Here is a 14,607-nt window from a genome sequence, read left to right on the forward strand (position 1 = left end):
GCAGTTCGGCGGAGAGCACATTGCTCTCCGCCGATTCCAGCAACTCTCAGGTTGCTTAGTGGAGGTCGATCGTCGAACCATTCATGTCGCCTGAGATCTGGGCAACAACGGTGCCAGCCGCTCCACGCGAAGACTCCGAAGCAGTTACGATGCGGGTGCCAGCCGGGGCCTGCATGACCTTGGACTCGCCCGCGGCGAGCGTGACCGGCTCATCGCCGCTCTTCAGCTCCAACGTCGATGCGCTCTTGTTCTGAAGGGTGAATTTTACGGGCTTGATCTTCTTGCCCTGCTGGGTCGTCTGTTGGGTGTTGCTGGCAAAGCCATTCTGAGCAGTGGCAGCTACGGGGAGGACGAGGCTTACAGCAGCGATAAGGGGAAGAACAATCTGTTTGCGGTTCATCATTTGAAGCTCCGATGTTTCTACTGCGACTCGAGCTGCAGGGTCTTACTGTGTAGCAGGGTCGTGGTTGATACTGCGTTATGGCGATCCTCGCGGGCTGGCCCGGAGGGCTTCGTTGCACTCTAAACGCTGCATGACTTCAGGCAGCGTTGTTGAATATAGACCCCTCTTTTCACGTTTGACAAGTGCCTGGAACCCCTTACGGAAGATTCACAAAACATTGACACTTACGTCGAAAAAAGCAGGTCGGATTTGATGCTCGAAAGCAGTGAAACGATGCTCAAATCCAGATATGAGACTAGGCTAGTTACATGACGCTTCTGTTCGCGTCTCATGACGTTGCGGTTAAGGATGAGGTACAAGATGGTGCAGTGTAAGTCAGGGCCTGTTTCCCGTGCGGGTTGGTTGCCCAAGGCCCTTGCAGTCGTGGCATTGCTGCGGTTCTCCCCCGCCCTGCCCGCCCAGATCTTCGTCGGCGAAGAGCAGGCCCAGGCCGACGCCAAAGCCAAGGCCGCCAGCGATCGCCTCACCGAGGCCAACGCCGCACTCGAGGCCGCCGATTACCCACGCGCTCTCAAGCTGCTGACGCCGCTCGCCGAGGCCAGCCCCAAGGACGCCCACCTGCTCTTCGACCTCGCCATCTCGCAGGACGCGCTCGACCAGAACTCCCCCGCCGAGGCCAGCTACCGCCAGTCCATCGCGGACGACCCTGCCTACCTCGAGCCGCGCGTCGGCCTGGGTCTGATGCTGGCCCGTACCGGCCACACCGAGGCAGCGCACAAGGAACTGCTCGAAGCCGTAGCGCTGAAGGACGACAAGGAGGAGGACAAGCCGCTGCGAGCCCGCGCCTACCGCGCCCTCGCTCGTCTCGACGTGGCCACAGCCCCCGCCGCAGCTCGCGACGAGCTGCTTGAGGCCCTGAAACTCACTCCCGAGACCCCGCAGGACACCGAGCTGAGCGCAGAGCTGGCGGCCCACGCCAGCAACGGCCAGCTCGCCGCTGAGCAGGCTTACCGCCGCAGCCTCGCCGCCGTGCCCAACGACCCGGCTGCCACCGCCGGGCTGGCGCACCTGCTCATCCAGCAGAAGAAATCCGCCGAAGCCGAGCCGCTGCTGACCGCCGCGCTGGCCGAGCACCCCGGCGACAGCACGCTCACCGTGCAGCTCGCCACGCTCTACGCCTCCGAGGGCAAGTCCGCGCAGGCCCTGCCTCTGGTCGAGCAGCTCCACGCCGCTCACCCTGACGACACCGCCGTCAACCGCCTCCTCGCCGACCTCTACGCCGAGGGTGGCGACTACGCTAAGGCCGAGCCTCTGCTGGCGGCGCTCTCCGCCCAGTCCCCGCAGGACGCCGTCCTGGCCGACGACCACGCCGACGCGCTTATCCACACGGGCCGTAACGCCGACGCCCAGGCCATTCTCCAGCGCATCGTGGCCCAGCCCGCGCTCTTCCACACACCCGCCGATCTCGGCTCCGCCGCCAGCCATCTGGCCTTCGCGGCGTCCGAGAACAACGACCCCGCAGCCTGCTTGCAGGCACTTACGGTTCGTGCTACTGTGTTGCCACCATCGCCCTCGTCGCTCTTCCTCGAGGCCATCTCCCATGACAAGCTTCGTCAGCGGAAAGAGGCCATCGAGGCTTACAAACGATTCCTGGCGCTGGCGAACGGCAAGCTCCCCGATCAGGAGTTCCAGGCGCGCCACCGGCTTGTAGCTCTACAGCATTGAACCGCACGCTCCGGCGTCATCCCGGAAGAAGCCGCCAGCCGGGAGTGACAGAACCAGGCAGGTGCTCTCATGCGCTTCCGCGTCGTTCTTGTCTTTGCTTTGCTCGCTTCAAGCCTGCCGGTGTCCGCCGCCGTCAAGCCTGAAGACGCCATCGACCACCCCGCCCTGCTCGCGCAGCTTGAAGATGAGGCCCGCACCGCCCGGCCGCGCGAGCAGTGCTATCTCTATACACAAATCGTCCACATCATGACCGAGATCGCCGGACGCAGGCTCGCTGAGGGCGAGACCGAAGAGGCTGCCGCCGTGCTGAAGCAGGTGCAGCACTACGCCGAGCTAATCCACCTGGCGCTGGCCCGCGACACCCGCCGCCTCCGCGAGACCGAGATGCTGATGCAAACCACCACGCACCGCCTCGGGCAGTGCCTGCACCTGGCCTCGAGCGACGACAGGCCCGCGCTACAGGCCACACTGGCGCAGCTCGACCGGGTCAACGAAGAGCTGCTCACGCAGGTCTTCCAGCATTGATCTCCCGCCGTGGCTTTGCCCTGTTGCTTGCCGCGGCTCTGCTCGCTCCTTGCGGCCACGCGCAGGAGCGCGAGTCAAGCCTCAGCGATAAAGAAGTCGAGAAGTTGCGCGATGCGGCCTACTTCCCCAGCGAACGCGTCCTCGTCTTCGTATCGTTTCTCGACGAGCGAGCCGATGCGATCCAAAAGCTGAGCAACGGCCCGCGCAAGCCCGGCCGCGAGGAGGATCTGCACGACCTCTACACCCAGTTCAGCGATATTCTGGACGAGTTGGAAGATAACCTCGACGACTACGGCCCGCACCATCGCGACCTTCGCAAGGCTCTACCGAAGCTTCTGAAAGCCGCCGAACGCTGGGCCACCACGCTGCGCACGCCGCCTGAGAACGATGCCTACACCGTCCCGCGCCGACTCGCGCTCGAGGCCCTTCACGATGTGCGGGAAGATGCCTCTCGCCTGATCGAGGAGCAGAAGAGCTGGTTTGCCCAGCATCCTCCTTCGAAGGATGGCGACGGCCGTAGCGAAGAGCCGCGTTAGCCGAGTGAGGATGGGAGAAGAAAGCATACCTCGGGAGCTAAAGCCCACATCAGTGGCAAGTTTTGGTGTCTGGGCTGAAGCCTAGACCCACCCAAGAAGCAACCGCAAAGGCAGAAGCAGATTCCTCCGCTTCGCTCCTGAATGACAACCAAGAAAACAGGCAACAGCGCCCTCATGCCGGGCAGGCACCACTTCGTGGGGTCTTGGACGCTTCGCGTATCAACCGCAATCCATGCGGCCATGTTAACCTTGAAGATAACGTGTCAGCCCTGTTGATCCCGATCTTCGAGCAGGAGTACCGCGAACTCCGTCCCCGGGCTCCCATCCCCCCGCTCGACATCCGCTTCCGCCGCTTCACCTCGCTCAACACCACCATCCGCCTGCGCGAAGGCAAGCTATTGGTGCGCCTCTCCGACCTGCTCGAAGCCTCGCCCGAGTCCGTCCACCGCGCCATCGCGCACATCCTGCTGGCCAAGCTCTACCGCAAACCCATCGCGCCCGCGCACGCCGACCGCTACCGCCGCTACGTCTCCTCCGACGTCGTCAGCAAGCAGGCCGAGCATATCCGCCAGACCCGCGGACGCAAGAATATCTCCACCCCCGTCGGTCACTACTACGATCTCGACGAGGTCTTCGAGACCCTGAACACGCGCTTCTTCCACGGCCTGATGGGCCGCCCCACGCTCACCTGGAGCGCCCATGCCGCGCGCCGTATGCTGGGCCACTACGACGCAGCCCACAACACCATCGTCGTCAGCCGCGTCTTCGACCGGCCCGACACCCCGCGCTGCGCCATCGAGTACCTGCTGTACCACGAGATGCTCCACCTGAAGCATCCCGTCCGCGTCAAAGCCGGACGCCGCTGTGTCCACTCACGCGAGTTCCAGGCCGAAGAGAAGCTCTTCCCCGAACTGGAAGAGGCCAAGGCCTACCTCAAGCGGCTCTGATCTCTCCGCCCTATCGCCGCTTGCGCGAGAGGGCCAGCAACGCCCCATCCACAAACTTCTTCGCACAGTAGTCCGACGCGTGAAGATTCCCCAGTTGTTTGGACTCCTTGCCCGCGTTCCTGCGCATCTCGGGCTGGTCGATCAGCCTGGCCAGAATCGTCGTCAGCTCGCCGATATCGCCCGTCTTATAGACCCATCCGTTGCGCCCCGCCTGCACGTCGTCGGTCGCACCCACGCTGCCGATCTGGTCCGAAGCCACCACCGGCAGGCTGCAGTACAGAGCCTCGCTGATGGCCAGCGGGTGCGGATCGTACGTGGACGGATGCGCATATACATCCGAGGCCACGTAAAACTCCGGTAGCTGATCGACCCCGACAAACCCCGGCATCTTCACCGCCTCGCCCAGCGGCTTGGCCAGCTCTTCCATCTGCGGCCGTAGCGCGCCGTCGCCCGCGATCAGCAGCACTGCCGAGCGATATCCCGACTTTTCCAGCGCCAGAAACGCCCGCACCAGATCGGCCTGCTCCTTGCGCGGAATCATCTTGCCGACGGTCAACACCACCATCGCGTCGGTTGGAATCCCCAGCCGCTCCCGCACCTCGCGGCGCGCCTCGTCTCGCCGTACCAGCGTCTTTTCGTAGTATTTGCTGTCGATCGAGAACGACACCCGGTGAAACCGCTCGCGGTCGACACCGTAATGTGCGAAGTAGCGCTCGTTCTCGTCGCCGACCGTCAGAAAGAGATCGACGCTCTTCAGCGTCCACGGCAGCACCACCCGCTTGACCGCCTCGATATACCAGGGCCGCGGGTGCAGCAGCTCGCTGTCGGTCGTCATCAGCACGGGGATCCCGGCACCCTTGGCCCAACGCATCGTCGCCCGCAGATACGGCAGCGCGTAGCCGTGCACGTACACCACATCCGGCGAAAACCGTTTCAGCTCCGCGAGCACCGCCTTCGGCCGCTCTTCCGGCTTTGCATCCGACAGCACCGTGTGATTGAAACCCTCCAGCAGATCGGCCTGCCAGTGGATCACCTTCCCGAAACCGGGGTCGAACTTCGGAGCCGCGCCCGCCTCGGCGAAGATCACCAGCAGATCCACCCGGCCGTCTGCGGCGATATCCCGATACATCGGGCAGAAGTGCTGAATCGGATGCGAAACGACGATTGCCAGCCGCGTACGGCTCTGCACCTGCGACACTCCAGCCTCATTCACTCCCACTGATGCCTTCTCCTTGCCGGTCTCCTCTTCTCCTGAGTCGATTCCTGCACATAGAGGCTCGAGGCATCTGTACGGAAGGAGACCGGACTGGAGGCGACCTGGCTAATTTCGTCTATGGTCTCATAGACCTGTTTTCACTAAGATGTGCGGCAGAGATCCAGACGACATCTTCTTCACGCTGTAACCGACTGCACCGCCACCACCGGCCCGCCCACCTTGGCCCGGCCCCGCACCACTATCATCACAATGACCCCGGCAGCCACACTGCCCAGCGCCGCCACCTGAGCGTTGCTCATGCCCCAGTACAACCGGGGGTTGATGCGCTCGAACTCCACCAGGAACCGGGCCACGCCGCTCAGCACCAGGTACAGGCCCGTCAGCCAGCCCAGAGGACGCGGCCTGCCCGCCAGCCGCCACAGCACCCACGCGAACACCATCGCGATCCCGAACTCCCATAGCGGAGTCGGCAGAACCAGCGCGTCCGGCGGATTCACCGGCACCAGCGCCTCCCTGCTCATGTGTACGCCCCAAAAGTGCGAGGTCGTGTTCCGGCCGTAGTCGCCGTCGCCGCTGGTCAGGCATCCCAGCCGCCCCACACCGTAGCCAATGGCCGCCGCCGGAGCCGCCAGGTCCAGCATCCGCGCCGACGCACGCAGCCCGGTCATCCCGTTCGGCTTCGTCGCACTGCCCTGCCACATCAACATGCCGATGCCCGCGAGCATCCCGCCAAACCAGGCGAACCCGGCCTGAAACCAGTGCAGAAAACCGATGACAACCTGCACCGGCCTGCCCTGCGCCGACCGTACGATCAGGTGCATGGCCGCGGCCAGCTCCTTCGGGCTCTGTAGCTCGTGCCAGGTCTTGGCGCCGATGACGCCTGCGATCACCACCATCGCGACGATGTTCAGCGCATCGCCATCCACCCCATCGCGGGTAAAGCTGCGGTGCAGCATCACGGTCGCCGCCACCGCGGCCAGCCACAGCAACAGCCCGAACGTGCCCAGATGCAGCGGACCGATATTCAGATAGGGATACATACGCCTCGCACGGGCCGACTCAGAAGGCCCACACCAAAGTATACCGTTCCCCCAGCCTGCCCTTTTCCCCTCCGCCGAAACGCGCTACCCTAAGACTCTATGTCCTCCAGCACGACGCCCAGCAACGACGCCCAGTTTCCCTCCGCCGACCCCATGGAGATCCTCTTCACCCGCCAGCAGATCGCAGACCGCGTCCAGGCGCTCGGCGACCAGATCAGCCGCGAGTACGCCGGACAGTCCGTTCTGCTCATCGGCGTGCTCAAGGGCGCGGCCATCTTCCTCTCGGACCTGGCCCGCGCCATCAAGGTCGATAACAGCTTCGACTTCGTCGCCGTCTCCAGCTACGGCCGCGCCCGCGTCTCCTCGGGAGCCGTCAAGCTCATCAAGGACATCGACAATCCTATCGAGGGCAAGCACGTCATCCTGGTCGAGGACATCCTCGATACCGGCCTGACCCTGAGCTATCTGCGCGGCCTGATGCTTCAGCACAAGCCCGCCTCGCTCAAGATCGCCACCTGTCTCGACAAGGCTGAGCGCCGCCTGGTGCCCATCGAGGCCGACTACGTCGCCTTCCAGATCCCCAACCGCTTCGTCATCGGCTACGGCATGGACTACGCCGAGCACTACCGCAATCTGCCCGACATCCGCCTCTTCCCCGAAGAGTTGGCTGGACATTGATAGCTTGTTAGCTGCAAGCTCTCGTTCTTTCCCACGGGCCTCCCGCTGCCAACCAGCGGGAGGCCTTATGCTATTTCCCTTCCCATGCTGCCCCCAGGACCGCACGAAGTGCATCAAGGGTGGGTAAAGTCGATAAACGCGTGGACTGGGTCCGTGCTGGCCAGAGTCACCGTTACCGTATCTCCTACGTCGAGCCCCTCGGCTCCGCGAGTGACCATGCCCTCGACCGGCGGATTGAAGACCCGCACAAACGTTCCCTTAGGATTGGCCCCGGTGATGACGCCCTCGAAGTGGCGGCCGATCTCGGACTCGAGCGCCACCGCGGCTACCCGCTTCTGCATCGCCCTCTCCACCTTGCGCGCGGCGGTGTCACGGTCGTTGCAGTGCTGCGCGATGGCGGCCAGCTCGTCGTCGGTGTAGGGCGGCGGCGTGTCGGCCAGCATGGCGTGGACGATGCGCTGGGTAACGAGGTCGGCGAAGCGGCGGTTGGGAGCGGTGGAGTGGGTATAGTCCAGAGCGGCCAGTCCGAAGTGGCCGGGAGCCTCCTCCGCGCCGCCGATGGAGAGCACGTACTCACCGGGACCCATGAGCTTGATGATGGCCAGCGAGAGATCGGGGTAGTGGATGGGGTCGGCGGCGCGCTGGGCTTGCAGGAAGGTGTTGAGCGCGGCGGAGTCGGGCGTGTCGGGAAGCTGGGTGCCCTTGGCCGCGACCAGGGTGACGATGCGCGACCAGCGCTCCGGCGAGCGGACGACGCGGCGGATGGACGACCGCCCCGAGGCACGGAGGGTGCGGGCCATGGTCTCGTTGGCGGCGATCATAAAACCGGCGATGAGGTCGGAGGCGCGGTTCTGCTGCACGGCCTGGATCGACTGGACCTTGCCGTCGATGACGACGGGATCGGCTTCGGTGCGGTTGAAGTCGAGGGCTCCGAGGGCGATGCGCTGGGCGCGGAGAAGCTGGGCAGCTTCATCTTGAAGTTTCAATTGATCTGATAAACCGATGATTGTAAATACCTTGTGCTCGATGCGTCCGTCCTCACGCGGGCGACCTTCGAGCCACGGGCCGAGGGTCGAGTAGGCGAGCTGGGCCTGGTTGCGGACGAGCGCGGCGTAGATGGCCGGGGAGACGATGGCTCCCCTGGAGTCGACCGTGAACTCACAGACGATGGCGCGGCGGTCCTGGTGCTCGTTCAGCGAGGTCAGGTCCGTGGATAGCTCCAGCGGCAACATGGGGAAGTTGTGGACAGCGGTGTAGACGGTCTGGGTCTGGGCGCGGGCGGCGGCGTCGAGCGGCGTGTCCTTCAGGACGGCGGAGGCGACGTCGGCGATGGCGACCAGCACGCGGATTCCCTTCGCAGTGCGCTCGGCGTACTCGAGCTGGTCGAGGTCGCGGGAGGTGTCGTTGTCGATGGAGGACCAGAGGAGGTGGCGGAGGTCGTGGAGGCCGGGCGCTGGAGCTTCGAGACTGGCTCGGATCTGGGCGAGTTGGGCTTCGGAGCCGGGCAGCTCACCGATGTGGAAGCCTTCGCGGATCATCTCGGCGGTGGCCGAGGCGGCCAGGTCAAAGGAGGGAGGCAGATGGGCGTGCATTCGTGGAGAGGTTAGCACGTTGGCGTTATCGAAGAAACACGCGAAGCGTCCAGTACCGCACGAAGTGCCGCCCGTCCGGCGTCAGGACGCTTTTGCCGTTGCTTTTGTACGCCGCCCCTTGAGGTAGACCCATCCAAGCCGAGCAAGCAGCAGCACCGTCAGGATGAGGCTATCGGGCAGCGGTGCGCGGACACCCGCCTTGACCAGCCACCAGTAGTGGACGCAGGCGGCGATGGCGGCCACGTAGACCAGACGGTGCAGCCGCTGCCAGTTCTTGCCGCCCATCTTGCGTAGCACCACCATCGGGCTGGTGAGCGTGAGCGCCAGCAGGATGGTCCACGAGAGCAGCCCAACCTGGATGAAGCGGCGCTTGCCGAGGTCTTCGAGGATGCTGGGCCAGATGATCTTGAACTGGTTGACGATCTCCCCCATGTGGCCAGCCTGCACGCCTGCAATGGCGCTCTGGATGTCGTAGCCGGAGAAGAGGAAGACGTAGATGGCGAGGTGGAGCGTCGCGTAGAAGAAGGCGTAGAGGCCAACGAGGCGGCGGAAGCGGATGAGGTTCGAGAGCGCCGGGTGTAGGCGGCGGAGAGGTGTGATCGCCAGCGAGACCAGGAGGATCCAGAGCGCCCAGTCGCCGGTGAAGTGGGTCATGGAGTTGACCGGGTCGGCCTCGTTGGCGATCGCGCCGGTGCGGTAGGTGTTCAGTAGATATAAAAACGGCGCAAGGCAGAGGAGATGGACGAGGATCTTGAGGTAAGGGATGAGGCGGGTCGGCATCTTTTGTGAGTTTATCGTGGGGAGGATTGAGTTGACGAAAATCCCGCGTAACGCTTAAACGATCAATATGCACCGAGGGTCAAAGAGATGAGATTTCAAAGCCATCAGGAGAGCAGGAGGAAAGACAATACCGACCATGAAGAGAACCGCGAGTTTTGCTCTACTCTTACTCTTCCATCTTTGGTGCAGCGTAGCGGTCGCTCAAGAGCCAGCTATGCCACAGCCACATGGGGAGCTTTATCTAAAGCCGCTCCAGGTTCCAAAGGGGGCCCGGATCATCGGCTTCGAATTGCATATGGTTGCAGGAGTGTTCTACAGCGTTGAGGAAATCCCAACCGGATGGAAGGTAGCAGTCGATGACGATCCTTCATGGACGACAAGCTTGGAAGCCAGCGCGAAGCCCGGAGCTGTGGCGCTGGATGAAAAGTCTTTCGGGAAGATCGGAATCGAGGTTGTGAAGAACGAATCAGCGGATACAAAGTTCAATATCTGGGGCTGGCTGACCTTAGCGTCCGGCACAGAGACGTCAAAAAGGGTGCCACTGAACTCGTTTAGCTTCGACTTCGTCGAACGATATTCTCGCCACAAGCTCCACTATGTACCGAATCAGTAGTACCTCTTCAGGTCCATGCCGTTGTACAGGCTGGCCACCTCGTTGCCGTAGCCGTTGAACATCTGCGTGGGGATGGTGTGGGGCAGCAGGCTGGAGTCGATGCGGCGCTCGTGGGCCTGGCTCCAGCGGTGGCTGATGTTGGGGTTCACGTTGGAGTAGAAGCCGTACTCCTCGGGCATCAGGTCGTTCCAGAGCGTGCGCGGCTGCTTATCCGTGAATACGATCTTGACGATGGATTTGGCGGACTTGTAACCCCACTTCCAGGGCAGCACCACGCGGACCGGAGCGCCATTCTGGTTGGGCAGCGTCTGGCCGTAGCAGCCGAAGCAGAGCAGCGCCAGCGGGTGCATGGCCTCGTCCATGCGCAGGCCCTCGGAGTAGGGCCAGTTGTACTCGCTGGGCAGGTCGGGCATCTGCTTGCGGTTGATGTTGGAGATGAACTGGACGTACTTGGCGCTGGGCAGCGGATTGCAGAAGTTGATGAACTCGGAGAGCGAGTAGCCATCCCAGGGGATGACCATCGACCAGGCCTCGACGCAGCGGTGGCGGTAGACACGGGACTCGATGGGCCGGTAGTGGAGCAGATCGTCGATGCCGACAGTCAGGGGCTTCTTGACCAGGCCCGCGACCTGGATCGTCCAGGGTCGGACCTGGAGGGTATGGGCGTTGTGCGCGGGGTCGGACTTCTCCGTGCCGAACTCGTAGAAGTTATTGTAGGCAGCGGCCTTGCCGATGGGGGTCAGGGCGTCGGGCAGGGTGTACTTGCTGGGGAAGGTCGTGAGCGCATCGGCGAAGGCAGAAGCGGGCAGCAGGCTGGAGGCGATGGCTCCGGCACCGAGCGTGGCCGCCGAGGTCAGGAACTGGCGGCGATTGCGGAAGGCGGACTCCGGCGTGATCTCGGAGGAGGCTATCTTGGTTTTGTTGGTGCGGAGGAGCATGTCGTTCCCTTCCCTTACTGCTGATTAGACTACGGCGGGCGGATTCGGTGACAGAATCTGGGGCGAATATGAGAGATTTAGGTGCATGGGAAAGTTTGGGTTTCGCAGGCGTGATTGGGTGGTCGCGGTCGCTCTGGGTTTGGGTGTCGTTCCCGCATGGGGGCAGGCAGGTATAAAGGTTGACCCGACAGGGCTAAGCGGCGAGCAGGTGCGGGTCTTGGGCGGGTATGTGCCGCTGCCGATCAACCAGGGCGCGGCGGCGCTCGAGCAGTTACTGCCCAAGCTGCGGACGCGGGCCAGCCTGATGCTGATCGTCGCGCACCCGGACGATGAGGACAGCGGGATGCTGACGTACGAATCGCGTGGGCAGGGCGCGCGGGTGGGGATGCTGACGCTGAACCGCGGCGAGGGCGGCCAGAATGTAATGTCGGCCGACTTCAACGACGCGCTGGGGCTGATCCGCACGCAGGAGCTGCTGGCGGAGGGGCGATATACGGGCGTCGACCAGATGTTCGGCACGGTGGTGGACTTCGGCTTTTCGAAGACGAAGGAGGAGACGCTGGCGCAGTGGGGGTACGACCGCGTGCTCTACGACGCGGTGCGGGCGGTGCGGCTCTACAGGCCGCTGGTAGTCGCGAGCGTCTTCGTGGGCGGCGTGACGGACGGGCATGGTCACCACCAGGTGGCTGGGCAGATGGCGCAGGAAGTCTTTACGGCGGCGGCTGATCCGAAGGTCTTTCCCGAGATGGGGCTGGCACCGTGGGCTCCGGTGAAGGTGTATGCGCGGGTGCCGTTTGCGCGGGTGACCAAAGAGGGGATGTTCGACTATGCGACGGGCAAGATAGCTCCGACGCGGTTCTACAACTACGTGACGAAGAAGTGGACGACCGACCTGCCGGTGGAGAACGTCGTCGTACACGAGGGCGAGATGAGCCCGGCGTTGGGGATGACGTATCTCCAGTTTGCGCGACGGGGGCTGGCGCTCCAGAAGACGCAGATGGGGGATATGCGTTCGGCTCCGGGTGGGGCATTCGATGTGGGGTATACGCGGTATGGATCGCGAATTCCGGTGAAGGATGAGGAGAAGAGCTTCTTCGATGGAATCGACGTGACGCTGGCGGGGATCGCGGCGCTGGCTCCTTCGGATACGGGTGCGCTGAAGGCGGCGCTGGTGGGGATTGATGGGGATGCGGCTAAGGCGGCTGCGGCGTTCTCCAAGGCGGCTCCGGAGAAGAGTGCGCCGGGGCTGAGCGAGGGGTTGAAGGCGCTGGATGGGCTGATCGGCTCGGTGGAGAAGAGTGCTCTGCCAGCAGCGGAGAAGGAGAATGTACTGCACGAGCTGCGGGTGAAGCGGGTGCAGTTCAATGATGCGCTGGCGCTGGCTTTGGGAGTGACGGCGGAAGCTTCGGTCGAGCAGACGCGGGACGTGTTGCCGGGGAGTCAGGTGCAGGTCGCGCTGAAGGTCAGTGGGGGGGCGAAGGTTGAGGATGCGTGGCTGTCGGGGAGCTTCGCGGGCGCAGGGCAGCCGGTGCGGTTTACCTTTGCGGGAGCTACCGGCAGGGCTGCACTAAAGGTGCCGGAGGATGCAGCCGGGACGCGGCCCTACTTCTCGCGGCCCAACATGGAGCAGGCGGTTTATGACCTGTCGGATATGTCGCTGCGGAACGCGGCGATGACGCCGTATCCGATGACGGCAACGGTTCACTTCGCCTATGGCGGCGCGTTGGTTGAGGTGAAGACGGTGGTCTCCAGCTCTGTGCCGACGATGCCCGAGAAGGTCGTTCCGGCGGTCTCGGTGGCAATGTCTCCGGCGGCGGGGATCATTCCGCTGGGGGAGAAGAGGTTTACTCTGACGACGCGGGTGGCTGGCACCACGGGCGACATAGAGGGCACGGTTCGGCTGGAGCTACCCTCGGGCTGGGCGTCGGAGCCAGCGGTGGCGAAGGTCTCGCTGGCCGAGGGCAAGGAGGTTTCGGTGCCCTTTGTGGTGACTCCGATGAAGCTGGAGGCGGGTAAGGAGTACACCCTGACGGCGGTGGCCGAGGCGGGCGGCAAGACCTACCGCGAGGGCTATCGCAGCGTCGGCTATGGGGAGCTGGTGCGGACGAACCTATACCGGCCAGCCGTCTACCGTGCGCAGGGCGTGGATGTGAAGGTGGCTCCGGGGCTGCGGGTGGGCTACCTGGCCGGAACCGGCGATGCGGTGGCGGCGTCGCTCGAGAACCTGGGAGTGAAGGTAACGATGCTCTCCGTCGCCGACGTGGTTGCGGGCAAGCTGGCCGGGTACGATGCCGTGGTGCTCGGTGTGCGGGCGTACGCGGCGCACCCGGAGCTGCGCGGGGCGGGCAGTGCGGGGCTGTTGGCGTTTGCAAAGGACGGCGGCACGGTGATTGTGCAGTACGTGACGGGCGGTTTCGATGCCGCGACCGCTCCGTATCCGATGGCTCTGGGGACGGAAGAGAAGGTGGTGGTCGAGACCGATCCGATGACTCTGCTGAAGCCCGCGAGCACGGTGCTGGCGTGGCCGAACCGGCTCGGACCGGCGGACTTCAAGGGCTGGGTAGAGGAGTGGGGCCACGGCTTTATGGGGACGTGGGATGCGAAGTACGAGGCTCCGCTCGAGGTCCACGACCCGGACCAGGACCCGCAGCGCGGCGGACTACTGGTGGCCCGGACGGGTCAGGGAACGTGGGTGTACTGTGCGCTGGCGCTTTACCGGCAACTGCCCGAGGGTGTGCCCGGCGCGTACCGGCTATTTGCGAACCTGTTGAGCCTGGGCAAGGCTCCCGCAGGACAATAATGCCTCGGTTGAGGCACACTGTTGAGGCACATGGGAGGCATGATGATCGAGTTGAGTGGAGCGCGTGAGGCGGAGTTGATCGAGGCAGCGAATCTGCTGCTGGATGCACGACGGACGAAGGAGGTCCTCGCCGACCTTCCGGTGAACCTGCAACCAACCACGCTCGAGGAGGCTTACTTCGTGCAGGATACGATGGCCGAAGCCTATGGCGAAGTGGGCGGATGGAAGGTGGGCTCGCCCACAGCGGACGGCGTGCCGATCTTCGCGCCGATGCCGACGAACTGGATCGCCGCGAGTGAAAGCCTGCTGAAGGGATATCGGTATCGCGGGCTGGAAGCGGAGATCGCCTTTCTGCTGGGCGAGGATCTGCCCGCGCGGGCCACGCCGTACACACGCGAGGAAGTCGAGGCGGCGATTGAGAGCTGCCACCCGGCCATTGAGGTTCTGGACTCCGGACTGGCCGATCCGAACAAGGCGGTACGGATGTCGATGCTGGCCGATATCCAGATTCACGGCGGGTTTGTGTATGGTCCGGCGTATCCGGACTGGCAGTCGGTCGACTTCAAGCAGGAGCATGTGACGCTGGCTGTGGATGGGGTCGTGCGGGTAGAGCGCACTGGATCAAATACAGCGGGCGACCTGAAGCGGCTGCTGCCCTGGCTGGCCAACGAGGCCGCCGCACGCACGGGCGGGCTGAAGGCTGGGCAGTGGATCACGACCGGAAGCTGGACGGGCGTCACCCAGGCCGAGGCTGGGTCAAGCGTGGATGTGCGCTTCTCCACCGTGGGCCGGGTGATGCTCCAGTTCGAGTAGG

At 64.0% G+C, this 14,607-nt stretch carries 14 protein-coding genes; 8 read left to right on the plus strand and 6 right to left on the minus strand.

What is annotated here, in order from left to right; all coding sequences use genetic code 11:
- Positions 1 to 55 precede the first annotated feature (55 nt).
- Positions 56 to 403: a hypothetical protein gene (locus FTO74_RS12515; protein ID WP_162538453.1), complete on the minus strand. Its 348-nt coding sequence runs from the start codon at positions 401 to 403 to the stop codon at positions 56 to 58.
- Positions 404 to 805: 402 nt separating this feature from the next.
- On the opposite strand from FTO74_RS12515, the gene FTO74_RS12520 reads away from it, so the two are divergent.
- The 4 genes from FTO74_RS12520 (at position 806) to FTO74_RS12535 (ending at position 4,136) form a co-directional block, all read left to right on the plus strand.
- Entirely contained in the window at positions 806 to 2,128 is a 1,323-nt protein-coding gene (locus FTO74_RS12520; RefSeq protein ID WP_255462233.1) for a tetratricopeptide repeat protein, read from the plus strand.
- Between the two features lie 69 nt (positions 2,129 to 2,197).
- The gene (locus tag FTO74_RS12525) at positions 2,198 to 2,653 is read left to right on the plus strand and encodes a hypothetical protein (protein ID WP_162538455.1); all 456 of its coding nucleotides are present in this window, start codon (positions 2,198 to 2,200) and stop codon (positions 2,651 to 2,653) included.
- On the plus strand, positions 2,650 to 3,189 hold the full coding sequence (locus FTO74_RS12530) for a hypothetical protein (protein WP_255462234.1): 540 nt from the start codon (positions 2,650 to 2,652) through the stop codon (positions 3,187 to 3,189). The genes FTO74_RS12525 and FTO74_RS12530 overlap by 4 nt, the downstream gene beginning before the upstream one ends.
- A 260-nt stretch (positions 3,190 to 3,449) precedes the next feature.
- Complete coding sequence (locus FTO74_RS12535; protein ID WP_162538456.1) at positions 3,450 to 4,136, plus strand: M48 family metallopeptidase; 687 nt, start codon at positions 3,450 to 3,452, stop codon at positions 4,134 to 4,136.
- Between the two features lie 10 nt (positions 4,137 to 4,146).
- Here FTO74_RS12535 and FTO74_RS12540 read toward each other — a convergent pair whose 3' ends face one another.
- Both FTO74_RS12540 and FTO74_RS12545 read right to left on the minus strand, forming a co-directional pair.
- Positions 4,147 to 5,355: a glycosyltransferase family 4 protein gene (locus FTO74_RS12540; protein ID WP_162538457.1), complete on the minus strand. Its 1,209-nt coding sequence runs from the start codon at positions 5,353 to 5,355 to the stop codon at positions 4,147 to 4,149.
- Positions 5,356 to 5,528: 173 nt separating this feature from the next.
- Entirely contained in the window at positions 5,529 to 6,392 is an 864-nt protein-coding gene (locus FTO74_RS12545; RefSeq protein WP_162538458.1) for a prolipoprotein diacylglyceryl transferase family protein, read from the minus strand.
- A 99-nt stretch (positions 6,393 to 6,491) separates the two neighbouring features.
- On the opposite strand from FTO74_RS12545, the gene hpt reads away from it, so the two are divergent.
- Positions 6,492 to 7,070, plus strand: a complete 579-nt coding sequence (gene hpt, locus FTO74_RS12550; RefSeq protein WP_255462235.1) for a hypoxanthine phosphoribosyltransferase — start codon at positions 6,492 to 6,494, stop codon at positions 7,068 to 7,070.
- A gap of 113 nt (positions 7,071 to 7,183) precedes the next feature.
- Here hpt and FTO74_RS12555 read toward each other — a convergent pair whose 3' ends face one another.
- On the minus strand, positions 7,184 to 8,662 hold the full coding sequence (locus tag FTO74_RS12555) for an RNB domain-containing ribonuclease (RefSeq protein ID WP_162538459.1): 1,479 nt from the start codon (positions 8,660 to 8,662) through the stop codon (positions 7,184 to 7,186).
- 81 nt (positions 8,663 to 8,743) lie between these two features.
- On the minus strand, positions 8,744 to 9,442 hold the full coding sequence (locus FTO74_RS12560; protein WP_162538460.1) for a protein-methionine-sulfoxide reductase heme-binding subunit MsrQ: 699 nt from the start codon (positions 9,440 to 9,442) through the stop codon (positions 8,744 to 8,746).
- Between the two features lie 136 nt (positions 9,443 to 9,578).
- Between FTO74_RS12560 and FTO74_RS12565 the strand changes: the two genes are divergently transcribed.
- Positions 9,579 to 10,055 carry a hypothetical protein gene (locus tag FTO74_RS12565; protein WP_162538461.1) on the plus strand — a complete coding sequence of 159 codons (477 nt, stop codon included), beginning with the start codon at positions 9,579 to 9,581 and terminating at the stop codon, positions 10,053 to 10,055.
- Here the strand turns inward: FTO74_RS12565 and msrP are convergent.
- The gene (gene msrP / locus FTO74_RS12570; RefSeq protein ID WP_162538462.1) at positions 10,049 to 10,993 is read right to left on the minus strand and encodes a protein-methionine-sulfoxide reductase catalytic subunit MsrP; all 945 of its coding nucleotides are present in this window, start codon (positions 10,991 to 10,993) and stop codon (positions 10,049 to 10,051) included. The genes FTO74_RS12565 and msrP overlap by 7 nt on opposite strands.
- 85 nt (positions 10,994 to 11,078) lie before the next feature.
- Here msrP and FTO74_RS12575 point away from each other — a divergent pair, with 85 nt between their 5' ends.
- Together FTO74_RS12575 and FTO74_RS12580 are read left to right on the plus strand one after the other, a co-directional pair.
- A complete protein-coding gene (locus FTO74_RS12575) occupies positions 11,079 to 13,793 on the plus strand; it encodes a PIG-L family deacetylase (protein WP_162538463.1) in 2,715 nt (904 codons plus the stop codon).
- Positions 13,794 to 13,823: 30 nt separating this feature from the next.
- Entirely contained in the window at positions 13,824 to 14,606 is a 783-nt protein-coding gene (locus FTO74_RS12580; RefSeq protein ID WP_255462236.1) for a fumarylacetoacetate hydrolase family protein, read from the plus strand.
- Position 14,607 lies beyond the last annotated feature (1 nt).

This window comes from Granulicella sp. WH15 (assembly GCF_009914315.1).
In the GTDB taxonomy this organism is placed as follows: domain Bacteria; phylum Acidobacteriota; class Terriglobia; order Terriglobales; family Acidobacteriaceae; genus Edaphobacter.